We start from the raw sequence: 23,678 nt of genomic DNA, 5'->3' as shown, positions 1-23,678 counted from the left end.
TGGGAGGAGATTCGATGACGTCCGCTTCGATGTTGCGCACGGCCACCGCGGCCGTCGCGCTGTTGGCGCTTAGCACATACAGCGCGGCCGCGTTTGATTGGCCCTGGAGTGATAACGATAACAAAAAGGCGCCGCCGCCGCCGGCCTATACCAACACGGCATTGCCGTTCGAACAGCGGGTGGACGATCTGGTGTCCCGCCTGACTGTGGAGGAGAAAGCCTCGCAGTTCGGCAACTGGGCGCGCCCGATTCCGCGGCTCGGCATTCCCGGCTACAACTGGTGGAGCGAAGCGCTGCACGGCGTGGCGCGCAACGGTCTTGCCACCGTGTTCCCGCAGGCGATCGGCCTCGGCGCCACTTTCGATCCCAAGCTGGTGCACGACATGGGCGTCGCGATCTCGACCGAGGCGCGCGTCAAATACAACGAAGTCGGCTACGACAAGGATCACGGCATCTATCAGGGCCTGAGCTTCTGGTCGCCGAACGTCAATATCTTCCGCGATCCGCGCTGGGGCCGCGGCCAGGAGACCTACGGCGAAGACCCGTGGCTGTCCGGCCAGTTCGGCAAGGCGTTCGTCACCGGCATGCAGGGCGACGATCCGAAATACCTGCGCACCATCGCCACGCCCAAGCATTTCGCCGTGCATTCGGGACCGGAGCCGACGCGGCATAGCGTCGACGTGCCTGCCTCCAAGCACGATATGGTTGACACCTATCTCGCCCAGTTCCGCACCGCCATCGTCGACGGCAAGGCGGGCTCGGTGATGTGCGCCTACAACCGCGTCAACGGCCAGCCCGCGTGCGCCCAGGATTACCTGCTCAACGAAGTGCTGCGCCAGGCGTGGGGCTTCAAGGGCGTCGTGGTGTCGGATTGCGACGCCATTCTCGACATCGCCGAGGGTCACAAATACACCAAGACCGTCGCCGAAGCGGCGGCGGCTTCGCTCAAGCACGGCGTCGACAACGATTGCTCGACCTGGACTCTCAACGTCAAGACCGACGTCGATTACCAGCGCTACATCGAGGCGATGAAGCAGGGCCTCGTTCCGATGAGCGTGGTCGACGAGTCGCTGAAGCGGCAATTCCTGGCGCGCATGAAGCTCGGCATGTTCGATCCGCAATCGATGGTGCCGTTCGCCCAGGTGCCGGAAAGCGCGCTCAATTCCGACGATCACGCCGCGCTGGCGCTCAAGGCGGCGCGGGAATCGATGGTGCTGTTGAAGAACAAGGGCGCGTTGCCCTTGAAGCAGACCGTCAAGCGCATCGCGGTGATCGGACCGCTGGCCGATCAGGTGGTGCCGCTCTACGGCAACTACAACGGCACGCCGCTCAATCCGGTGTCGGCGCTCGACGGCATCAGGAAGCAATTCCCCAATGCCGAGATTGTCTACGAACCCGGCACCAATTTCCTGCGCGGCGGTAAGGCGGTTCCGGCGTCGGTGCTGAAGACGCCCGACGGCAAGGAAGGCCTTTATGCCGAGTTCTTCGAAAGCGAGGAGTTCACCGGCCAGCCGGTGATGACCCGCGTCGATGCCGGTGTCGATTACGAGCGCGGCCGCGTCGCCATGCAGATCGCCGATCTGCCCAAGCTGGCGAAGTTCGCGGTGCGCTGGACCGGCACGCTGACGCCTACCGAGACCGGCGATTACGCCCTCGGCCTCGATGCCCGCGTCGGCAAGCTGTGGCTCGACGGCAAGGAGATCGTCAGCCTCGGCTCCGGCGATCAGACCGCCAAGATGACGATGGTGCATCTCGAAGCGGGCCATTCCTATCAGGTGAAGATCGAGCGGGGCTACGAGCCGCGCATGTCTATCCATTTCGTTTGGAGCAAGCAGATTGCGGATGCGCAGAAGCGCGCCGTCGCGGCGGCGAAGAAGGCCGACGTGGTGATCGCCGTGGTCGGCATCACGCCGGCCCTCGAAGGCGAGGAGATGAAGGTCGATGTGCCCGGCTTCGTCGGCGGCGACCGTACCAGCCTCGATCTGCCCAAAGCGGAAGAGGATCTTTTGAAAGCCGCGCGCAAGGCGACCAAGAAGCCGCTGATCGCGGTGCTCTACAACGGCTCGGCGCTCAGCGTGAATTGGGCCGCCAAGCACGCCGATGCAATTCTGGAATCGTGGTACGGCGGCCAGTCGGCCGGCACCGCCATCGCCGACATTCTCTCCGGCGCCTACAATCCGTCGGGCCGTCTGCCGGTAACGTTCTACACCGGGCTCAAGGATCTGCCGGCGTTCGAAGACTATTCGATGGCGAACCGGACCTATCGCTATTACGGCGGCAAGCCGCTGTATCCGTTCGGCTACGGACTCTCCTACACCACCTTCTCTTACGGCAACCTCAAGCTCTCGGCGCCGACATTGAAAGCGGGCGACAAGCTCGGTATCGATGTCGAGGTGAAGAACACCGGCAAGGTGGCGGGCGACGAGGTGGCGCAGCTTTATCTCGGCTTCGCGGGTGCGCCGGGCATGCCGCGGGTCGCGCTGCGCGGACTCGAACGCCTCACTTTGCAGCCGGGCGAGAGCAAGACCGTGCATTTCGATCTCAACCCGCGCGATCTTTCCAGCGTGACGCCGGACGGCACCATCAAAGTGCAGCCGGGCACCTACACGCTATCGGTCGGCAGCGGCCAGCCGGGCTTCACCAAGGCGGTCGCCTCGACACCGCTCGCCATCGAAGGTGAACAGACGCTGCCGCAGTAACGCAAACTGTCATCCCGGACGCGCCACGACGATTTTTCCGTTTGGCACCGTAGCGCGATCCGGGAACCACTTCGAAATCTGGATTGTGTCTGAGTGGGTCCCGGTTCGACGCTGCGCTACGCTTGCTCGGCCGGGAATGACACCGAGGTTTAGTACAGCAGAAACGTCTGCCGCTCTTCTTCCCACGCCCGTTCGTCGGCTGCCGCTAGCGTCTCGAGATCGTCCGGCGCCGCGCCCCTCGTATCGACCCATTCGCGCAAGGTCGGTCCGCCGTTGATGACATCGATGGCGAGCTTGCCGGTTTCGTATTCGTAAGCGAAATCGCGCCACAGCGGATACTCGGGATAGAGCCGCCGGATCGCCTTGAAGGCGAGGGCCTGCAAGCGCCACGGCCGGAACGCCGCGTGATCGTAGGCCGGGCCCTCGGTATGAATCTGCACGCCGTGACAAAGCTTGCCGGCGTGCTTGTGGAAAGTCGGCTCGAACCAGCATTCGCGCAAGATGCATCCGGCCGTCCATTGCGGCGCCAGTCGCGCCATCTCGCCGAGTACCACCCGCGCATCGATGTCGGGTGCGCCGAACAGTTCCAGCGGCCGCGTGGTGCCGCGTCCTTCGGATAATGTCGTGCCTTCCAACATCACGGTGCCGGCATAGGCGCGCGCCATCCACAAATTCGGGGCGTTGGGCGAGGGGTTGACCCAGACCCGTTCGTGCAGCGGCCAGCCGTAACCGGGCGCGGCGTCCGGCTGCCAGTCTTCCATTTCGATCACGCGATAGTCGACGTCGAGATCGAACCGGCGCACGAACCAGTGCCCGAGTTCGCCCATGGTCAGGCCGTGGCGCATCGGTAGCGGTCCGGCGCCGACGAAACTCTCCCAGCCGTCGCGCAGGATCGTTCCTTCCACCGGCCGTCCCGCCGGATTGGGCCGGTCGAGCACCCACACGCTCTTGCCGTGCTTGGCCGCCGCTTCCAGCACATACAACAGCGTGGTGACGAAGGTGTAGATGCGGCAGCCGAGATCCTGCAGGTCGACCAGCAGCACGTCGAACGTGTCCATCATGGCGTCGGTCGGGCGGCGTACCGTGCCGTAGAGACTGAACACCGGAATCCCCAGCTCCGGATCGGAAAAATCCGGGCTCTCGACCATATTGTCCTGCTTGTCGCCGCGAAGCCCGTGCTGCGGTCCGAACGCCGCCGCCAGTTTGATGCCGCTGCACGCCGCCAGGGCATCGAGCGAATGCACCAAGCCTTCGGTCATCGACGCCGGGTGGGCGAGCAGGGCGACGCGCTTTCCCGCCAGCGGCGCCCGCAGATCCGGTTCGGCGAGCAGGCGGTCGATGCCGAATTTCATGGCGCCACCGTCAGCGCGAACGCATCGGCGTGATGGAAATCCGGCTTGCCCGGCGCATGCTTCAAGGCCCAGTAGGAGATCGTGCCGCTGGTGTCTTCGATCACCGCGGAGACGCCCATCTGCCAGGGGCCGTCGTTGGGGATGGCCGCGGCGAGTTCCCAATGCACCCGCAGGTCCCAGCTGTCGCGGGCATAGCGTGCGTCGACCGTCGGCACGGTGACGTCTGCCGCCGGACGCCGTCCGGTTCGATAGCTACTCAAGGCATAGACCTGCCAGTCCCAGGTCGGCGCCAGGTTGAACTCCCAATACGCCTCACCGCCTTGCGGTTTGACGAAGGCCTCGAAGCAGGTGTGCAGCCACAGCTCGTCCGCCCGCTTGCGGGTCGCCGGCGAGGGATAGGCGGGCACCAGCAGCCCCGCCCGGCCGGTGATGAAATAGTGCAGCAACAGGTTGCCGGCCGCCGCACGGGCGACTTCAACTTCGATCGCGGAAACCACCGTGGACGGCGTATCGGGGTGACAAATGAGAGCGTGACGCATGTTAGGTCTTATACCGGCTTTGCATCCTGGAGGCGAGATGTGGGCCTGCCTCTATCGGGGCGCGGCCAAATCCTAACGGCTTGTTTACGGTTGAGGCTTTATGCGCGGCGAGATGTCCGGGAAATTCCCTAATCGGCCCGCCTCGGCGTTTACCTCTATTTCGCTTCTTTCGCACAACAATGGAAGATCACAGGTGGGATGCCTCCGATGAGTCATTTGGTATTAGTCGGCGCGAATACGGATTTGGCTGCGCAGCTTGAATCGGCGCGCCGGGTCATCGAGCGGCACTTTCTATCGGCGGGCAAAATGCTTACCCAGGCGATCGAAGGGATCGACGCGCTGGTCGCTTCGCTCGAAAAGCTGGTCGAGGCGCTGGACGAGAAGGCCGTAGCGGCCGCCAGTTCCGACCTTCGCGCCGCCGCCAAGAGCCTCAACGATCTCGCCGAGAACCACCGCACCCGCCAGCACGCCATCGAAGACCTCGGCCGTCATCGCGAGACGCTGGCGAAATACGTGTCCGACATGCGCGCCAGTCTCGCCTACATGCGGGCCTTCACCGTCAACATCAAGATCGTGTCGAGCGGCATTGCCGAAGCCGGCTCCACGTTCGAATCCTTCGCCCAGGAAATTTCCGACTGCATCGAGTCCGGCCGCGAAGAGCTGCGCCAGATGGACGAAGAACTGATGGGCCTGCAGGAAGGTCTCGCGTCGGCCTTGATCCAGGGCGCCACGCTGACCACGCGCATCGGCACGCTGTTGCCGGTGCTGCCCAACGAATTGTCGGAAAGCGCCGGGCTGATGGGCGAGCACTACGCCCGCGTGTCGGCGGTGGCCGGCGACGTCGCCGGGATCGCGCGCAACATCCAGAAGCGCGTCGTGCGCGTGTTGCAGGCGCTGCAGATCGGCGACATCACCCGCCAGCGCATCGAACACGTGCAGGATTCCATCCGCCGCCTGCAGACCGACCCGGAATTGCAGGGCTATGACGGCCGCCTGATGGCGCTCGGCTACGGCCTGTTGGAGCAGCAGCTCAAATCGACCATCGAGGAATTCCATCAGGAAGTCACCGTGGTCGAAGCGGCGATGGCCGATATGGGCGCACACAGCCGCGAGCTTCTCAAGCTGCGCGACATGGCTTACGGCGGCAAGAGCGGCGGCGGGTTCCTCGCCGACCTCGGCGGCCGCATCGACCAGGCCTTCGTGCTGGTCAACGAGATCGAAGAGGCCGACTCGTCGGCGCTGCGTACCGGCCAGGAGACGGCGGCGGCCGCCAACCAGCTCGGCAAGCGCATCGCGGCGGTGCAGGGGCTGAAGAACGACGTCCAGTACATGGCGCTCAACACCACCATCAAATGCGCCCAGATCGGCGATGCGGCCAAGCCGTTGTCGGTGATCGCGATCGAACTGAGGGACCACGGCCGTCATCTGGAGACCGCCGCGGCGGCGGGGCTGTCGGAACTCGACGAATTGACCGGCGCCGCCGGATCGCTGGCGACCGCCCGCGACGGCGAAGGCCGGGCCACCGATGCGCTCGGCGTTGCCGCCAATCTGATCCGCGACGCGCGTCAGCGCACCGAAGCCGAAGTCGGCACCCTGGTGTTGCGCGGCGAAGAACTTCTGGCGGTGATCGATTCCTCGACCTCGCGGCTGGCGTTCCGCGAAGAGATCGGCGACACGCTCGAAATGGTGGCCGATGCGTTGACCGGCCGTGCCGCGTGCGCACCGCAGGATGCGAGCGGCCTGGAAGATCATCTCGCCGAAATGCTGGAGCAGTTCGGCAGCCTCTACACCATGGCGCAGGAACGCAACGTTCATAACGATTTCGTGGATTCGATCGGCGCCGAATACGCCGAAGTCCACGAAGCCATCCAGCGCCGCGCCGCCGCCGCTTAGGATCTTTTTTTCGCCCGATTGCGACTCGTTCCGAGACACCTGCCGTCCATGTTGCCCGCGGCGGGCCGCTCAGCGCATTGTCTTGCGGATATTTTTTGCTCCCGTGTCGCAGGGCCGGCGAAACGCGAAAACTCCTCTTGAAGAGTGCGGGAGGTTTCCCCATCTAAGCTACATCCCCAAAAAAGTAAGCGGACCCGATCGGGCGCGAAACTTCGCGCTGCAACCGGAGCGGAAGTAGTTGACACTGCTTTCATGTCCGCGGCGCCAGAGCGTCGCGTGGCGGCTCCGCCAGGCCCGCGCTATACGGGGCCGGAAATTCATCGAGAGACGAACAACGTGTCATTGACCGGAAAAAAGGGTTTGGTGATCGGCATCGCCAACAAAGACAGCATCGCGTACGGCTGTGCCAAGGCGTTCCACGCCGAGGGCGCCGAACTCGCCGTCAGCTATCTCAATGCCAAGGCCGAACCCTATGTCCGCCCGCTGGCCGAGGGCCTCAATGCGTCGATCGTCGAACCGCTCGACGTGCGGGTGCCGGGCCAGCTCGAAGCGCTGTTCGAGCGCGTTCGGAAGGACTGGGGCCGGCTCGATTTTCTGGTGCACGCGATCGCCTTCGCGCCGATGGCCGATCTGCATGGCCGCGTGGTGGATTCGTCGTGGGACGGCTTCGCGCAGGCGATGGACATCTCCTGCCATTCGTTCGTCCGCATGGCCAAGCTGGCCGAGCCGTTGATGGACAAAGGCGGCGCGCTTCTAACCATGTCCTATATCGGCGCCGCCAAGGCGATGCGCGATTACGGCATGATGGGCGCGGTGAAGTCGACGCTGGAATCGTGCGTGCGCTACATGGCGCTGGAACTCGGCGAGAAGGGTATCCGGGTCAATGCGATCTCTCCCGGCCCGATCCGCACCCGCGCGTCGGGCGGCCTCAAGAATTTCGACGCCTCGATCGAGGACGCCGCGGCGAAAGCTCCGCTGCCGCTGGCCGGTATCGATGACGTCGGCGCTCTGGCCGCGTTCCTTGCCAGCGACGGCGCCCGCGCCATCACCGGCCAGACCTGTTACGTCGACGGTGGGTATAGCATCGTAGGTTGATTGAAGCGCTTTCGGGAAAAGTGGGTACCGGTTTTCCGTAGAAAGCGCGCAATCGTCAACGCGCAGCCGCGCCATCGTCCTGGAGTTTTTTCAGCCAGGCTTTGCGCGCGGCTTCGTCGATCGAGTGGATCGCACCGATCAGCGTGCGGCGTGCGGGCTTCATGCCGGCGTATTTCCATAGGCCGGTTTCGAGCATCTTGATGCCGTAGGCGCGGCTCTTGAACCGGTATTCCCACCGGCTCACGCCCATCGTCATCACGGTGTGAACGGTCTTGCCTTTCAGCCGCTTCTTGGCGTTGTCGAAGTTCTCGTGCACGAAGCCATAACGGAACACCTGCTCGAACAGGGCGCGCAGATACGCCGGCTGATCGTCGAGCCAGAGCGGGAACACCAGTACGATATGATCGGCCCAGACGAGGGCGTCCTGCACCCTGAGCGCGTCGGGGGCGACGTCGCCTTTGTTGGATTGCTCCGCCGTCTTGATCAGCGGGAAGTCCATGGCGCCGAGATCGAGACGGCGCACTTCATGGCCGGAGCGGCGTGCTCCGGCGGCATAGGCGTCGCACAGCGAGGCGCAGAAGCGTTCGGACGAGCCGTCCGGATGACCGTTGAGGAGAAAAATGCGTTTCATGCCAAGCCCCGCAGCAAGACGGTCTCAGCCTGAGGCGTCCGTCTGCGGCGAGGTAGCCCAGCTTTTGTCGCGCGTCACTTGGCCTGCAACCGCCCCGCCGTTGGAGTATAGTGGAGCGAAGTTGGGGGGTGTCATGAACCGGTTTTACGCCGCTGCTTTGGCAGCTCTGGTCGCTCTTGGAACGCTCGCAAGCGCCGAAGAGCCGCCGCCGATCCGGCAATTCGATCAGCAGACGCTGGTGCTGCTCGGCCGCTATATCTATCGCGACGATCAGTTCGCCTGGAAGGCATCCGATATCCTGATGGCGAAGCTGCCGGTCGACGAGGCGAAGAAGGAGCGCCTCAACGGGCTTTGGATCACGCATCTGTCGAAAGGACCCAGCGTGGTCCGTTTTCTACGTGACGGAGACAGCGGCCCGGAAGCGGCCTACGACGTGACGTTCGACGGCGACGGACCGGGTGTGCTGTCGGTTCCGCAAGTCCGTACGTTGTCGGAGCCGGAACTGGCGCAATACCGGGCCAGAAAACTGGCTCTCAGCAATATCCCGCGGCCTTGTTCCCGACGTTACAACACCGTGGCGATGGAGGATGTCGACGGCAACTGGTTGGTCTGGGCCTTGGCGGCGACGACAACGGCCGGCGAAATGATGTACGGCGGTCACTACCGCTTCACAATTTCGAAGGATGGCAATTCCATCATCCAGCGCGATGCGCTGTCACGATCCTGCATGGTCATACCGCCGCCCGATCCGAGCCTGGGCCAAGCAGTCGGAGCGTTCGTGTCGCAATTGGTGTCGAACATCCCCGTCGAGACGACCCTCTGGCTCAGTCTGCAGCACAAGACGACGATCTACGTCGGGACCGGCGAAAACGAGACATGGGCCGTGTCGAACGGCACCATGACTCGCGTCGACTCCAAATAGATCACTCCGCCGGGATGGCTTCGCGCTGGTCGGTCAGCGCGTGGTCCAGGCGGTTGACCATTTCCTTCGGCACCACCTGCCAGAAGCGCAACAGCGCAAGGTCCCATTGTTCGAGCAGTTCCCCCGCCCACTGCGAGCCGGTTTCGGCCTGATGCTCGGCGACGAGGAATCGCAGCGTGTCCTGCCAGTGCGCGGCTTGCGGCCGCTGGAAGATTACGCTGTCGGGATTAACGTGCTCGGCGAAAAGGCCGTCGGCGTCGTAGACGAAGGCCATGCCGCCGGTCATGCCCGCGGCGAAGTTGTCGCCGACGTTTCCGAGGATCGCCACCATGCCGCCGGTCATGTACTCGCAGCCGTTGGAGCCGCAGCCTTCCACCACCGCGGTGGCGCCGGAATTGCGCACGGCGAAGCGCTCGCCCGCCTGTCCCGCGGCGAACAGTTTGCCCGCCGTGGCGCCGTAGAGCACCGTGTTGCCGATGATGGTGTTGTCGCGCGGGCGGAACTTCACGCCGGTCAGCGGCCGGATCGCGATGGTCGCGCCCGATAGGCCTTTGCCGACATAGTCGTTGGCATCGCCGAACACTTCGATGCGGATGCCCTGGACCGCAAAAGCGCCCAGCGACTGGCCGCAGGAACCGCGTAGCTTGAGCGTGAGATGATTGGGTTTCAGCCCCTTCATGCCCCACTTGCGCACGATATGCGACGAGGTGCGGGCGCCGATGGTCCGCATCGTGTTGCGCACCGTGTAGGTGAGCTGCATCTTTTCGCCGTGCTCGAGCAGCGGTGCGGCGTCCTTCACGATCTGGGCGTCGAGCGTGTCGGGCACTTCGTTGCGGCCCTTCTGGGTCGAATAACGGGCGTAGTTGCCGGGATCGGCCTGCACCAGCAGCGGATTGAGGTCGAGGTCGTCGAGTTCCTCGGCGCCGCGGCTGATCTGGTTCAACAAATCGGTACGTCCGATCACCTCTTCCAGCTTGCGGAAGCCGAGGCTGGCAAGAATCTCGCGCACTTCTTCGGCGATGAAGCTGAACAGGTTGATGACTTTGTCCGGCGTGCCGGTGAATCTCTCGCGCAGCTTTTCGTTTTGGGTACAAACCCCAACCGGGCAGGTATTGGAATGGCACTGACGCACCATGATGCAACCCATCGCGACCAGCGCGGCGGTGCCGATGCCGAACTCTTCGGCGCCCATCATCGCCGCCATGACGATATCGCGGCCGGTGCGAAGTCCGCCGTCGGTGCGCAGTGTCACGCGATGGCGCAGATTGTTGAGGGTCAGGATCTGGTTGGCTTCGGTGAGGCCCATTTCCCACGGCACGCCGGCGTATTTTATCGAGCTTTGCGGGCTCGCGCCGGTACCGCCGTTATGGCCCGAGATCAGGATCACGTCGGCTTTGGCCTTGGCGACGCCCGCCGCAACGGTGCCGATGCCGGTCTGCGCGACGAGTTTCACGCACACCCGCGCTTCGGGATTGATCTGCTTGAGGTCGTAGATGAGCTGCGCCAGATCCTCGATCGAATAGATGTCGTGATGCGGCGGCGGGCTGATGAGAGTCACGCCGGGCGTCGCATGCCTGAGGCGCGCGATCATCTCGGTGACCTTGAAGCCGGGCAACTGTCCGCCTTCGCCGGGCTTGGCGCCTTGGGCGATCTTGATTTCGAGTTCGCGGCATTGGTTGAGGTATTCCGCCGTGACGCCGAAGCGTCCCGACGCCACCTGCTTGATCGCCGAATTGGCGTTGTCGCCGTTCGATTTGGGATGGAAGCGTGCCGGGTCTTCGCCGCCTTCGCCGGAATCGGATTTCGCGCCGATGCGGTTCATGGCGATGTTGAGGGCTTCATGCGCTTCCGGCGACAGCGCGCCGAGGCTCATGCCCGGAGTGACGAAGCGCTTGCGGATTTCGGTGATCGATTCCACTTCCTCGAGCGCAATCGGGGCGCCGGGGCTGCGGAAATCCATCAAGTGGCGCAGCGAAACCGGCGGCATGGCGCGCACGGCGTCGGCATAGCGCTTGTAGATCGAATAGTTTTCGGTAGCGACCGCCGTCTGCAACAGGTGGATCAGATCGGCCTTGTGGGCGTGGGTTTCGCCTTGCGTCCGCGCCTTGTAGAAGCCGCCGACCGGAAGCGTGGTTGCTTCGTCGTCGAACGCGCGCACGTGCAGCTTGGCGATCTTCTTGGCGATGCCGGGAAAGCCGATGCCGGAAATCCTGGAAGGCATGCCGGGGAAGATGTCGGCGACCATCGATCGCGACAGGCCGACGGCCTCGAAATTGTAGGCGCCGCGATAAGACGAGATCACCGAGATGCCCATCTTCGACATGATCTTCAAGAGACCCGCCGAAACGCTGTCGAGATAGCGCTTGACGCATTCGCCGAGGCCGCGATTGCCGTAAAGCCCGCGCGCATGCCGGTCGGCGATGCATTCCTGGGCGAGATAGGCATTCACGGTGGTGGCGCCGACGCCGATCAGCACCGCGAAATAATGCGTATCGAGGCACTCCGCCGAGCGCACGTTGATCGAGGTGTAGGTGCGCAGCCCCCGCCGCACCAGATGCGAATGCACCGCGCCGGTGGCGAGGATCATCGGCACCGCGACCATGGTGTCGGAAAGACGCTCGTCGGTGAGGATGAGATGACCGTAGCCTTGCGCCACCGCGTCTTCGGCTTCGGCACGGATGCGTTCGATCGCGGCCTGCAAACCGGCGCCGCCCTGGGCCAGCGGGTAGGTGCAGTCGATTTCGAAGAAGCGGCCTTCGAGATGGTCCTTGAGGCGTTCGAACATGCCGGTCGAGATCACCGGGCTTTCCAGCACGAAGACTTCGGTCTGCTTCTCGTCCTGCACCAGAACGTTGCCGAGATTGCGGAAGCGGGTCTTCAGGCTCATCACCCGCTCTTCGCGCAACGGATCGATCGGCGGATTGGTGACCTGGGAGAAATTCTGCCGGAAGTAGTGCGACAGCGGCCGGTATTTTTCCGACAGCACCGCGAGCGGCGTGTCGTCGCCCATCGAGCCGATCGGCTCCTTGGCGTCTTCGACCATGGGATGAAGGATCACCTCCATGTCTTCCATGGTGTAACCGGCGGCGGCCTGACGGCGGCGGCGCGTTTCGGCATCGAACATCATCGGCTCGGGGCCGGGTCCGATAATCGGCTGAAGGTCGACGATGCGCCGGGTCCATTCCTCGTACGGATACTGGCTCGCCAGCTTGTCCTTGATGCCGCGGTCTTCGAAGAACGCGCCTTCGGCGAGGTCGAGCGCGATCATCTGGCCCGGTCCGAGCCGTCCCTTGCGGGTGACGCGATTGTCGTCGAGCGCGTTCATGCCGGTCTCGGAACCGACGAACAAGAGGCCGTCGTCGGTCAAGGCATAGCGCATCGGCCTGAGGCCGTTGCGGTCCATGCCGGCGATCACCCAGCGCCCGTCGGTGGCGGCGAGTGCGGCGGGGCCGTCCCACGGCTCCATCACCGAGTTGGCATAGGAGTACATGGCGCGATGCGATTCCGGCATGGTGGAAGCCTGCTTCGACCATGCTTCGGGAACGAGGATGGTTTTGGCCAGCGGCGCCGTGCGTCCGGCGCGCACCAAGACTTCGAACACGCTGTCGAGCGCGGCGGAATCCGATCCGCCCGGCTGGATGATCGGCTTGATGTCGGCAGCGGCGTCGCCGAACAGATCCGAGGCCATTTTGACCTCGTGGTTCTTCATCCAGTTGACGTTGCCTTTCAGCGTATTGATCTCGCCGTTGTGCGCCAGCATGCGGAACGGCTGAGCAAGACGCCAGGTCGGGAAGGTGTTGGTCGAATAGCGCTGATGGAAGATCGCGAACGCCGAGATGAAGCGCTCGTCCTGCAGATCGGGATAGAAGTTGGCGAGCTGCTCGGCCAGGAACATGCCCTTGTAGATCAGGGAACGCGTCGACAGCGAACAGACATAGAAATCGGCAATCGCGGCGGCGCGCACCGCCTGCTCGATGCGGCGGCGGCAGAGATAGAGCTTGCGGTCGAGTTCTTCGAGGTCCTCGTTGCCGCCGGTATCGAACATCACCTGTTCGATTTCGGGGCGGGTGGCATTGGCCTTCTCGCCGATGATCGAGAGGTTCACCGGCACTTGCCGCCAGCCGTAGAGATAGAAACCGGAGCGCAGGATTTCGCTTTCGACGATGGTGCGGCAGGTCTCCTGCGCATTGTAGTCGGTCCGCGGCAGGAAGATCTGGCCGACCGCGATGCGGCCCGAGCGCTGCTTGTGACCGGTCTGCTGCACCTGGGCGCGGAAGAATTCCTGCGGCACCTGGATATGAATGCCGGCGCCGTCGCCGGTCTTGCCGTCGGCGTCCACCGCGCCGCGATGCCAGACCGCTTTCAGCGCTTCGATGGCGCGGGTGACGACTTCGCGCCGCGGCACGCCGTCGATGGCGGCCACCAGGCCGACGCCGCAGGCATCGTGCTCCTGATCGGGCGAATAGGCGTGCGCGGTTTCGAGCTTCTCGGCGTTGGCGAGGTAGCGGGTAATCTCGGTGTTGCTCATCGTTTACTCCGCCGCTTGGCGCACCTGCGCCTGAAGCCAGGTATGCATCGCCGCCGCCGCATCGCGGCCGTCTCGGATCGCCCACACCACCAGCGAGGCGCCGCGCACGATGTCGCCGCCTGCGAACACGCCGGGGATGTCGGTCATCATGGTGGAAGGGCGCACGCGCACCGTTCCCCATTTGGAGACCGTCAGCCGGGGTGCCGCGAATTTCATCGGCAGGTATTCGGGATCGAAACCGAGCGCCTTGATGACGAGATCGGCCTTCTGCACGAAGTCGGCACCTTTGATTTCTTCCGGCGATTTGCGGCCAGAGGTATCGGGGGCGCCGAGACGCTGGCGGGCGATGCGCACGCCTTCGACATTCTCCATGCCGAGAAACGCCTTGGGCAGCGTCAGCCATTCGAACTTGACGCCTTCCTCTTCGGCGTTGGCGACTTCGCGCAAGCTGCCGGGCATGTTGTCCTTGTCGCGGCGGTACAGGCACGACACCGACTTGGCGCCTTGGCGCAATGCGGTGCGCACACAGTCCATCGCGGTATCGCCGCCGCCGATCACGGCGACGTCCTTGCCGTCGGCATTCAGTTTGCCGTTGTCGTAGTCGGGCACGTCGTCGCCGAAGCTTTTTTTGTTGGAGGCGATGAGAAAATCGAGCGCCGGCACGATGGCGCCGAGGTTGGCCCCCGGCACTTCGATCTCGCGGGCGCGATAGACGCCGGTGGCGATGAAGACTGCATCATGCTTGTCGCGAATCTTGTCGAGCGAGGCATCGCGGCCGACTTCGAAATTCAGCTTGAAGACGATGCCGCCGTCTTCCAGCCGCTTCACCCGGCGGGCGACGATGTGTTTTTCGAGCTTGAAGCCGGGAATGCCGTAAACCATCAACCCGCCGGCGCGGTCGTGGCGGTCGTAGACGGTGACCTTGTAGCCTTTCTTGCGGAGCTGCTCGGCGCAGGCGAGGCCGGCCGGTCCGGCACCGATGATGCCGATCGACTGGTCGCGCTCGCGGGCGGGCTGCAGCGGCTTGACCCAGCCGTTCTCCCAGGCGGTGTCGTTGATGTACTTCTCGACGGCGCCGATGGTCACGGTGCCGTGGCCGGATTGCTCGATGACGCAGGAGCCTTCGCACAGCCGGTCCTGCGGGCAGATGCGGCCGCAGATTTCGGGAAGGTTGTTGGTCGCCTGGCTGACCTCGTGCGCTTCTTCGAGGCGGCCTTCCGCCGTCAGCTTCAGCCAGTCGGGGATGTTGTTCGAGAGCGGGCAGTGCACCTGACAGAACGGCACGCCGCACTGGGAACAGCGCGAAGCCTGTTCGGCGGCCTTGGAGGCGGCGAACTCGGCATAGATTTCATGAAAGTCGCGGGTGCGCTCCCGCGGCTGGCGCTTGCCCGGCATGTCTCGCCCCAGGCTGACGAATTTCAGCATCTTCTCGACCATGACGGGCGATGTGCCGGGATTTTGCCAAGGAGTCCAGGGAAATTGGCCATATAAGACAGCAAATCTGTCTCATAATTTCGTTACTCGGGTCGTTTTCGACATATCTCACCACGGTTCAGGCATCATAAAGGTCAAATATATTGACATATATGGTTCCGCCTAAGAAAAGAGCCGCCCTCGCGAGCGGCTCTTGGCAAAAAGGGACTGTAACGCTGCTATTTCAACGCTTCCGGGACGCCCGGCACGAATTCGGCGCCGTGCGGGACCTTGGCGGTCGACTGTTTGACGGCGTCGCCGATCGGTTCGGCCCGGCCGCCCAGGTTCTTGGCCAGGAACTGCTCGGCCACCGCATTGAAGGCGATGTTGTTGGCCGGCCGTGCGAAGCCATGGCCCTCGTCGGGGAACAGGACGTAGGTGACGGGGATCTTCTTGTCCGCCATCGCCTTCACGATCTGGTCCGACTCCGCCTGATTGACGCGCGGGTCGTTGGCGCCTTGGCCGATCAGGAGCGGCTTCTTGATGGCGTCGGCCTTGAACAGCGGCGAGGCGGCGTTGAGGATCTTCTGGCCTTCCGGCGTGGTGGGATCGCCCATGCGCTTGTAGAACTGCAGCTTGATCGGTTCCCAATAGGCCGGAATGGTCTTGAGCAGGGTGTTGAGGTTCGACGGCCCGACGATATCGACGCCGCACGCAAACGTATCGGGCGTGAAGGTGAGACCCGCCAGCGTGGCGTAGCCGCCGTACGAGCCGCCCATGATGGCGACCTTGTCCTTGGTGGTGATGCCGTTCTTGATCGCCCAATCGACGGCGTCGATCAGGTCGTCGTGCATCTTGAGGCCCCACTGCAGATTGGCCGCTTCGATGTATTTCTTCCCGAAGCCGGTCGAGCCGCGATAGTTCACGCTGAGCACCGCATAGCCGCGGTTGGCAAGCCACTGGTGATACGAATTGAAGCCGTAGCCGTCACGCGACCACGGGCCGCCATGGACGACCAGCACCATCGGCAGCGGCTTGTCGGGAACGCCGGCGGTCTTGGTGTCGCTGCCGGCGGGCAGGGTGAGATAGGAGACTTCGGTCAGTCCGTCGCGGGTCTTGATTTCGACCGGATGCATGGCCGACAGCGGCAGGCCTTCGAGTTCGGGCCGCGACACCCAAAGCTTTTTCAGCGTCTTGGCTTTGCGGTCGTAGAGATACACCGCCGGCGGGGCCGACACCGGATCGACGCCGACCGTCCACAAATCGTCGTCATAGGTGCGTGAGGAAACCTGGACGTCGCCCTTGAGGTTCTTTTGCAGGAATTCGAGATCGCCCTTCACCGCCGGATCGATCGCGGTCCATTCGTTCTTGAGGTAATCGACCGAATAGGCTTCGACCTTGCCGGTCTTGGGATTGGCGAGCGCACTGCCGATATCGGCCTTGTCGCTGGCCGCCACCACGCTCATCGCACCGGTGGCGACGTCCTGAGCCATCAGCGCCGCCTTGTCGCGGCCGCGGGAGTCGATCCAATAGAGTGTCTTGCCGTCGGTGGTGAAGCCGGCCGGTGAGGTAGTGAAGGCGTCTTCAAGGCCGGTCGAGGCGAACGGCTTGTCGTCGATCTTGTTGTCCTTGATCCGGAAGAAATCGGTACCGCCGGCCGCGTTCGGCCGCGAGGCGCCGCGCAAGGTCAGGGTATCGTCGGCGAGGAAGCCGGCATAGCCGTTGTTCTCAAGCACTTTGGTGAGCGCACCGTCCTTGAGGCTCAAGGCATAAACGTCGTGCCATTTGGGATCGCGATTGTTGAGGCCGATCAGGATGTGATCCTTGACCTGATTGGACACGCCGATCACCTGGACACGGGTCTTCTCGAACGGGGTCAGCGTTTTCTGGGCGCCGGTCGTGATGTCGACGCCGTAGAGCAGGAAGTTCTCGTCGCCGCCCTTGTCATTGACGAACAGGATGGTCTTGGAATCCGGCGCCCAGAAATAGGAGCGGATCGGGCGCGTCTTCTCGGTCGTCAGCGGTTTGGCGGCATCGGGCGCATTGATCGGCGCCACGAAGATGTTCAACACGCCGTCACGCGGCGCAATGAAGGCCAGCCACTTGCCGTCTGGGCTGAGCCGGCCAAAGGCTTTGGTCGGATTGCCGAACAGTTTCTGGCGTTCGATCAACGGCGCCTTCACCTCCACGGCGCCAGCCGCAGTGGTGAACGCAGCGGCACAGGCAATGGCCGCAAATAACAGAGATTTCATGTCTCCCTCCAATCCTGGGTATGACGAACGTGCATCATACTCGTAGGTCAAGATATACAAGAAGCATGGCCCGTCTCACGTCGGTGTGATAGGTCACAACTAGTCAGGTTGTGCTAGCCACCTGCCAGTTTCAGTGTTCTTCGGAGCCTTCATCAATGCAAGACATTTTGAACTCGATAATCCTCGGGATTATTGAGGGACTTACTGAGTTTTTGCCGGTTTCTTCCACGGGGCACCTGCTGGTCGGCGAACGGCTCTTGGGATTGCCAGACAGCCGCTGGGAAACCTTCACGATCGTCATCCAGTTGGGCGCGATCCTGTCGGTGGTGGCGGTCTATTGGAAGAAGTTCTGGAACGTCCTGATCGGATTGCCGACGTCGCCCGAGGCGCGGTCGTTCGCCATCAACGTCATCGTGGCGTTCATCCCGTCGATGATCTTCGGCGCGACGGTCTATAAATACCTCAAGGCCTATCTGTTGCAGCCCAGCTTCGCGATGCCGGTGATCGGCGTGTCGTGGTTGGTCGGCGGCGTCATTATTCTCATTCTCGAGCGGATGGCGCCGAAACCGCGCTACACCGACGGCGACCGGCTGCCGCTCAAGAAGGCATTACAAATCGGCCTGTGCCAGTGCATTTCGCTGTTGCCCGGCGTGTCGCGGTCCGGTGCTACGATTCTTGGCGGCGAGATGCTCGGCGTCGACCGCAAGGCCGGCGCGGCGTTCACCTTCTATCTGGCGGTCCCGACGATGCTGGGTGCCACGGTCTACGACCTCTACAAGGAATGGAACACGCTTTCGAGCAACGACACGACCAACATCGCGGTCGGTTTCGTGGTGTCGTTCGTCGTCGCCTATATCGTCGTGAAGGGCTTCATCGCCTTCGTCGGCAAATACGGCCTCAAGCCGTTCGGCTGGTACCGCATCGCCACCGGCGCGGCGCTGCTGGCGTGGCTTTACGTCAAATAAGGACTTTTTGAACTGACGCGCTTTCGGACGGAAAACCGGAAGCCGCCGACCACGCTGGCGCTATCGGCTCCTGAAAGCGCTCTAGTGCGCGGCGAGCCGTTGCACGTCGCGGAACTGGCCTTTGGGATGGAAGCGCCAGAGATAGGTCGGCACGATCTTCTCGACGCTCGTGGGCTCGATGTCGAGATCGTCGAGCGTGAAGGCGCCGTCCTGGACGATGTTGTCGGATTTCAGCAGCCGCACCTGATCGACCGTCAGCATCGGTTTGATCGGCAGGATGAAGCTCGGCATTTGCAGGAAGAAGCCCTGGAGCCCCGCAAGCCAGAACGGCAGCGGCATCAAGAGGCGCTTGCGGCCGGTTTCGGCGAGAATGAATTCGAGCAGGGCGCGGAAAGTATAGGTCTTCGGGCCGCCGAGCTGGTAGGTGCGCCCGGCCATCGCGGGATCGGACACCGCCCGCGCCACCGCCGCCGCCACGTCGCCGACGAACACCGGCTGGAACTTGGTCTTGCCGCCGCCGATCAAGGGCAGGGCGGGGAGGAAACGCGCCATTGCGGCGAACCGGTTGAAGAACGCGTCCTCCGGTCCGAATACCAGCGACGGGCGCATGATGACCGCACGCGGAAAGCCTTCGTGCACCGCCCGTTCGCCGAGACCTTTGGTGCGGGCGTATTCGCTGATCGCCTGGGTATCGGCGCCGATCGCCGACACATGCACCAGCGTTCCGACGTCGGCCTTCAAAGCGGCGCGGGCGATCCGTCCGGAGGCATCGGCATTGATGGCTTCGAGGCTCTGCAGGCCATGACCGAACAGCACGCCGGCCGCATTCACCGCCGCCACGGCGCCTTCGAGCGCGCGGGCGACGTCTTCCTCGTTATTGATATTGGCTTTCAATAGCTGAATCTGACCGACATGCCCGGCGGGCAGCAGGTAATTCGCCAGATTCGGCTTGCGGCAGACCGCCCGGACGCGAAACCCCTGGGCGGTGAGGGCACGCACGATATGGCGGCCGACGAATCCCGAAGCGCCGAAAACCGTAACGAGATCGTTGGGCATGACGTGATCCTGAAGTGAGACAACTCTTGAATTAGACCCATTCTATGGCACGCCGGGCCCGCCATGTCATCCTTCTACGACCGGCGGGGGCGCCGCAGGGGCGACCGGCTCCGTCACATAGGCGCGTTCGCCGGTGAGCGGCTTGACGTAGACGGTCACGGTCCGGCCGCTCTTCTCGTCGACGAACCGCTCGGTGGTTCGGGTCCAGCCTTTTCCGGTCGGCACTTTGTCGACCAGGCTCTTGTAGGCATAGCGCTCGTAAAGGATGCCGAACACGAAGATCGCGCCCCAGACGGCGACGGGGACGCCGACGGTAAACGACCCCGCCACCATGCCCATTACGCCGAAAATAAGCATCGCGCCGCCGATGGCGAGAACCACATTACGCAGCATTGGTCGGCTCCTGTTCCAGCACCACCGCGGTGCCGTAAGCGACGATCTCGCTCATATACTGGCCGATCTCCGAGGAATCGAAGCGCATCATCAGGACGGCGTTGCCGCCCATGGCGGTGGCGTTGGTGACCAGCCGGTCGACGGCCTGCCGCCGCGCCTCTTCAAGAAGCTGGGTGTATTCATGGATTTCGCCGCCGACGATCGAGCGCAGTCCTGCCAGGACGTTGCCGCCCAGCCCGCGCGAGCGGACCACGACGCCGAACACTTGGCCGAGGGTCTTCACCCGGCGGTATCCGGGGACCGTTTCGGTTGTGGCTACCAGCATCGACACCTCCCTTGAGGGGACGTCCGGACGGGCCGTGTCCCGCGTCTATATATAGGGAGCGACCGCGCCGGGGCCATCGATTCGGTATTCCGCGGGACGCCTTGATGTCCCTTGCCATGGCTGCACGGGAGAGAGCGGCCCGTTCCCTAGCCCCGGATCGGACGGCTCGCTACGACAAGCGCCTTTACCGCCCGCCCACCATGGGAGCGGGAGTAAATACCCTTTGGAATCAAAATGTTGGGACAGCCAAACCGGCTGAAATGGTGCCCAGAAGAGGACTCGAACCTCCACGCCTTGCAGCGCTAGTACCTGAAACTAGTGCGTCTACCAATTCCGCCATCTGGGCACGGGCTTGGGGCGGTTTGTTTAGGGAGGTCGCGGCCTTAAGTCAACGCGCCTGCTCGGTCCTGCTGCCGCAGGTGTCGAGCCGACTTTTCGCCCGCATGGCCCGCCGGGATGGCGGCCATTCGGGACCCCGAAACCCGAAGCGTCACGGAGAGTTGGGTATCATTGCCGGAGGCAGGAGGTATCGCGATGGCAGGATCGAAACGTTCCGGCGAAGTACTCCTGAAAAGAGCCTATCTGCCCGCCGTACCCGAAGATGGAACCCGAGTCCTGGTGGACCGGCTGTGGCCGCGCGGACTGGCGCGCACCAAGGCGGCCGCCGACGTTTGGATGAAGGACATCGCACCGAGCAACGAACTGCGTCGCTGGTTTGGCCACGATCCGGAACGCTGGAGCGAGTTTCGCCGGCGGTATAAGGCGGAACTTGCCGCCAATCCCGAGGCGCTGAAGCAGTTGCGCAGTCTGGTCCGCAAGGGCCGCGTCACGCTCCTCTATGGCGCGAAGGACGAACGGCATAACCAGGCTGTGGTCCTCGAAGAGCTTTTGCGACGCTGAGCGGCACGCACAAAAAAAGGCCCCGCCGAAGCAGGGCCTCTCTTGTCTGGATGCTCAGTGGAAGAGTCGTGGCGCGAAGTCGTTGAGGTCGCGGCGCCAGGTCAGCCACTCATGGGCGGTGCCGGGCGACGAGAAGAACACATACTTCACGCCGGCCTTGTCGAGCATGGTGCGGAACGCGCCGACCGATTTGGGGAACGGCATCGGTTCCTGCGTACCGAGGCCAAGCCAGAACAGTTTGACCTTGGCGTTGAACGCCGCCGCATCCTTGAAGCGTCCGTCGAACGCGGTGGCGGCATCGAGCGGATCGGTGGAAAGCCCGTTCATCGTGCCGCTGAAGCCGCCGACATAAGCGAAGGTGTCGAGGTGGCCGGTGGCCAGATGTGTCATCTGGTTGGCCCCCATCGACAAGCCGGCCGCGGCGCGATGATCGCGGTCCGCGATGGTGCGGAAGTCGGCGTCGATCATCGGGATCACGTCTTCGAGCATGACGCGCTCGAAGCTTTTCATGTCAGGCCGCCCGGCCGGCGCAGCCGGGCCGAACGGACCAGCCGGTGCTGCGGCATAGCCGTTGTCCATCACCACGATCATCGGCACCGCCTTCTTTGCGGCGATGAGATTGTCGAGGATGTAGTTGGCGTGGCCCTGGAAGATCCAGCCGGTTTCGTCTTCGCCCATGCCGTGCTGCAGATAGAGCACCGGATAGCGCTTCGATGTGTCGGCGTTATAGCCCGGCGGCGTGTAGACGAAAGCGCGGCGCATCTGACCGGTGACTTTCGACTTGTACATCCGGATGCGGACATCGCCGTGCGGCACGTTGTTGGCGAGATAGTAGCTGACGCCGTCTTCCGGAATCTCGATGCCGCTGGCATCGATGCCGGTGCCGAAGAAAGCGTGGCTGCCCGGATCGTTCAGCCGCGTGCCGTCGACATCGAGCGCGTAGTAGTGGAAACCTTCGACGATCGGCGGCGTAACGACACTGAACGTCCCGTCGGCACCGCGCGTCATCGGATACTTATGACCCATGATGTCGATGTCGGCCGACTTGGCCTCAGGCGCCTTGATCTGGAACGCCACCCGCTTGTCGGAGAGCACGCGCGGATACTGGGCGCCCATCACATTGGTCGGCGCAGGCTTGGCATCTTCCACCGCCGATGCCGCGACGCCTTCCGCCGAGCGGCGCCAGGTGAAATAGGCATCGAGCGTTTTGAGGCCGGCTTCGTTGTCGACCTTGCCGGGATGCGGCGTGCCGGCCAGCACCATGGTCTGGGGATTGTCTTCCGTGAAAGCCGGCCATTCCGGAGCGCCGTTGCCGTTGGGCGTGCCGTATTTGGCGAAGTTGGTCCAATAGGTCACCATCGCATCGGAAATCACGCGGTCGGATGCCGACGGCGTTTCCTTCTGCAGATCGTTCAAGTGACCGAACACATACGGCACATCGCGGCCATGCCAGGCGCCGTATCCGGCCTGGGGCGAATTGGCGGCGAAGTCGGGATGCTGGTCGAAGTAATAGAGATAGGCTTTCGACTTGCCGAGGCTCGCTTGCTTCTTGGCCCAGGTCCAGGTGTGCCAGCCGAACGCCGCATCGCGGGACAGATCGCGCGCCGATTTGGGATGACCGGTTGCGCCGGCCGGATAGGCTTCGAGAAGCTTGCCGGCAAACGGCCCATAACGGCCCTTCACGCTGTCGATGTAGTCCAGCGGCGTGGCGTAATGCGAGAAGCTGAGGCCTTCGTCGGAATTGTAGCCGACCAAAATGGGCGTGTCGTTGAAGCGCTTGGCGTCATAGAGCGAAACCTGATCGCTCGGAATGACCCAGCCGTCGACGATCGGCCACGCCAGCCCGCGAGTCAGACCAACCAGCTTTTCGGCCGGCAGCTTGCGCAGATCGGCGAGCGAGTTCGCTCCCGCACCCACTTGGAAGGCGAGGCCGTCCTTTTCGGCAGTGGCCAACAGGCGCATGTTTTCGCCTGGACCGCCCGCCGCACGCGGCGGACCGAACGAACCGCCGCTTTCCGAGATCGCGCCTTGGAACAGGCCTTTGGCAACCGGCGAGGCGCTCAGCATGCTGACCGCAATGCCGCCGGCGGATTCGCCGAAGATCGTCACTTTGTTGGGATCGCCGCCGAAGGCCGCGATGTTCTTTTTGATCCAGGCGAGCGCCGAGATCATGTCGAGCAGGCCGTAATTGCCCGAAACGTGCTGGCGCGATTCCGCGCTCAGTTCGGGGTGAGCGAGAAAGCCGAGCGTGCCGACGCGATACGCGATCGACACCAGCACGACGCCTTTCTTGGCCAGCACTTCGCCGCTATAGCCGGGGATCGAGGTGGCGCCGCCATTGAAGCCGCCGCCGTAAATCCAGACCAGCACCGGAACCTTGTCCTTTGCCGTCTTGGCCGGGCTCCACACATTGAGATAGAGGCAATCCTCGCTCATCGGCCCAGCGTTGGGATCGGGCGGACCGAAGCCGCCTTGAACGCATTGAGGACCGAATTTGTCCGCCTTGCGAACGCCGGTCCATTTCGCGGCCGGCTGCGGTGCGCGCCAGCGCAAATCGCCGACCGGCGGCGCCGCGAAGGGAATGCCGCGATAGACGGAAAGTCCGTCTTCGACCGTGCCCTCCAATAGTCCCTGGTCTACCTTGACCGGCGCGCCAACGCTCATTGCGCAGGTCGCCGCGATGGCCAGTGCCATCCACGTCATTTTCATCAGCAG

16 protein-coding genes and 1 tRNA gene are annotated in these 23,678 nt (G+C 63.5%); 6 read left to right on the top strand and 11 right to left on the bottom strand.

The window, feature by feature from the left end:
* Positions 1–14 precede the first annotated feature (14 nt).
* The gene (locus FHS84_RS02020) at positions 15–2,699 is read left to right on the top strand and encodes a glycoside hydrolase family 3 C-terminal domain-containing protein (protein WP_208393650.1); all 2,685 of its coding nucleotides are present in this window, start codon (positions 15–17) and stop codon (positions 2,697–2,699) included.
* 149 nt (positions 2,700–2,848) lie between these two features.
* Here FHS84_RS02020 and FHS84_RS02015 read toward each other — a convergent pair whose 3' ends face one another.
* Both FHS84_RS02015 and FHS84_RS02010 read right to left on the bottom strand, forming a co-directional pair.
* Positions 2,849–4,051: an exo-beta-N-acetylmuramidase NamZ family protein gene (locus tag FHS84_RS02015; protein WP_166929765.1), complete on the bottom strand. Its 1,203-nt coding sequence runs from the start codon at positions 4,049–4,051 to the stop codon at positions 2,849–2,851.
* Entirely contained in the window at positions 4,048–4,590 is a 543-nt protein-coding gene (locus FHS84_RS02010; protein WP_166929763.1) for a DOMON-like domain-containing protein, read from the bottom strand. The genes FHS84_RS02015 and FHS84_RS02010 overlap by 4 nt, the downstream gene beginning before the upstream one ends.
* 306 nt (positions 4,591–4,896) lie before the next feature.
* Between FHS84_RS02010 and FHS84_RS02005 the strand changes: the two genes are divergently transcribed.
* Positions 4,897–6,483: a hypothetical protein gene (locus FHS84_RS02005; RefSeq protein ID WP_166929761.1), complete on the top strand. Its 1,587-nt coding sequence runs from the start codon at positions 4,897–4,899 to the stop codon at positions 6,481–6,483.
* 336 nt (positions 6,484–6,819) lie between these two features.
* Complete coding sequence (gene fabI / locus FHS84_RS02000; RefSeq protein ID WP_208393648.1) at positions 6,820–7,578, top strand: enoyl-ACP reductase FabI; 759 nt, start codon at positions 6,820–6,822, stop codon at positions 7,576–7,578.
* Between the two features lie 55 nt (positions 7,579–7,633).
* Here the strand turns inward: fabI and FHS84_RS01995 are convergent, their stop codons facing one another.
* The gene (locus tag FHS84_RS01995) at positions 7,634–8,209 is read right to left on the bottom strand and encodes an NAD(P)H-dependent oxidoreductase (RefSeq protein ID WP_166929757.1); all 576 of its coding nucleotides are present in this window, start codon (positions 8,207–8,209) and stop codon (positions 7,634–7,636) included.
* Positions 8,210–8,342: 133 nt separating this feature from the next.
* Here FHS84_RS01995 and FHS84_RS01990 point away from each other — a divergent pair, with 133 nt between their 5' ends.
* On the top strand, positions 8,343–9,131 hold the full coding sequence (locus FHS84_RS01990) for a hypothetical protein (RefSeq protein WP_166929755.1): 789 nt from the start codon (positions 8,343–8,345) through the stop codon (positions 9,129–9,131).
* A gap of 1 nt (position 9,132) precedes the next feature.
* Here FHS84_RS01990 and gltB read toward each other — a convergent pair whose 3' ends face one another.
* From gltB to FHS84_RS01975, 3 genes are all read right to left on the bottom strand, one after another.
* Positions 9,133–13,659: a glutamate synthase large subunit gene (gene gltB, locus FHS84_RS01985; RefSeq protein WP_166929753.1), complete on the bottom strand. Its 4,527-nt coding sequence runs from the start codon at positions 13,657–13,659 to the stop codon at positions 9,133–9,135.
* Positions 13,660–13,662: 3 nt separating this feature from the next.
* On the bottom strand, positions 13,663–15,096 hold the full coding sequence (locus FHS84_RS01980; protein ID WP_166929751.1) for an NAD(P)-dependent oxidoreductase: 1,434 nt from the start codon (positions 15,094–15,096) through the stop codon (positions 13,663–13,665).
* A 215-nt stretch (positions 15,097–15,311) separates the two neighbouring features.
* A complete protein-coding gene (locus FHS84_RS01975) occupies positions 15,312–17,324 on the bottom strand; it encodes a S9 family peptidase (RefSeq protein ID WP_166929749.1) in 2,013 nt (670 codons plus the stop codon).
* 155 nt (positions 17,325–17,479) lie between these two features.
* On the opposite strand from FHS84_RS01975, the gene FHS84_RS01970 reads away from it, so the two are divergent.
* The gene (locus tag FHS84_RS01970) at positions 17,480–18,289 is read left to right on the top strand and encodes an undecaprenyl-diphosphate phosphatase (protein ID WP_166929747.1); all 810 of its coding nucleotides are present in this window, start codon (positions 17,480–17,482) and stop codon (positions 18,287–18,289) included.
* An 81-nt stretch (positions 18,290–18,370) separates the two neighbouring features.
* Here FHS84_RS01970 and FHS84_RS01965 read toward each other — a convergent pair whose 3' ends face one another.
* The 4 genes from FHS84_RS01965 to FHS84_RS01950 all read right to left on the bottom strand — a co-directional run bounded on the left by FHS84_RS01965 (position 18,371) and on the right by FHS84_RS01950 (position 20,409).
* Positions 18,371–19,345 (bottom strand): complex I NDUFA9 subunit family protein, encoded by a 975-nt coding sequence (locus FHS84_RS01965; RefSeq protein ID WP_166929745.1) that lies wholly within the window; start codon positions 19,343–19,345, stop codon positions 18,371–18,373.
* A gap of 66 nt (positions 19,346–19,411) precedes the next feature.
* Positions 19,412–19,738 (bottom strand): hypothetical protein, encoded by a 327-nt coding sequence (locus tag FHS84_RS01960; RefSeq protein WP_166929743.1) that lies wholly within the window; start codon positions 19,736–19,738, stop codon positions 19,412–19,414.
* Positions 19,728–20,063 carry a heavy metal-binding domain-containing protein gene (locus FHS84_RS01955; protein ID WP_166929741.1) on the bottom strand — a complete coding sequence of 112 codons (336 nt, stop codon included), beginning with the start codon at positions 20,061–20,063 and terminating at the stop codon, positions 19,728–19,730. Before FHS84_RS01955 ends, FHS84_RS01960 begins: the two co-directional genes overlap by 11 nt.
* 261 nt (positions 20,064–20,324) lie before the next feature.
* Positions 20,325–20,409: transfer RNA gene (locus FHS84_RS01950), tRNA-Leu, on the bottom strand.
* A gap of 188 nt (positions 20,410–20,597) precedes the next feature.
* On the opposite strand from FHS84_RS01950, the gene FHS84_RS01945 reads away from it, so the two are divergent.
* Positions 20,598–20,963, top strand: coding sequence for a DUF488 domain-containing protein (locus FHS84_RS01945; protein WP_166929739.1), 366 nt, complete (start codon positions 20,598–20,600; stop codon positions 20,961–20,963).
* 54 nt (positions 20,964–21,017) lie between these two features.
* Here FHS84_RS01945 and FHS84_RS01940 read toward each other — a convergent pair whose 3' ends face one another.
* The gene (locus tag FHS84_RS01940; RefSeq protein WP_166929737.1) at positions 21,018–23,672 is read right to left on the bottom strand and encodes a carboxylesterase family protein; all 2,655 of its coding nucleotides are present in this window, start codon (positions 23,670–23,672) and stop codon (positions 21,018–21,020) included.
* Positions 23,673–23,678 lie beyond the last annotated feature (6 nt).

Source organism: Rhizomicrobium electricum, from assembly GCF_011762045.1.
Lineage (GTDB): Bacteria > Pseudomonadota > Alphaproteobacteria > Micropepsales > Micropepsaceae > Rhizomicrobium > Rhizomicrobium electricum.
The sequence above is the reverse complement of the archived record's forward strand: the minus strand, read 5'-3'. Positions and strand labels throughout refer to the sequence as shown.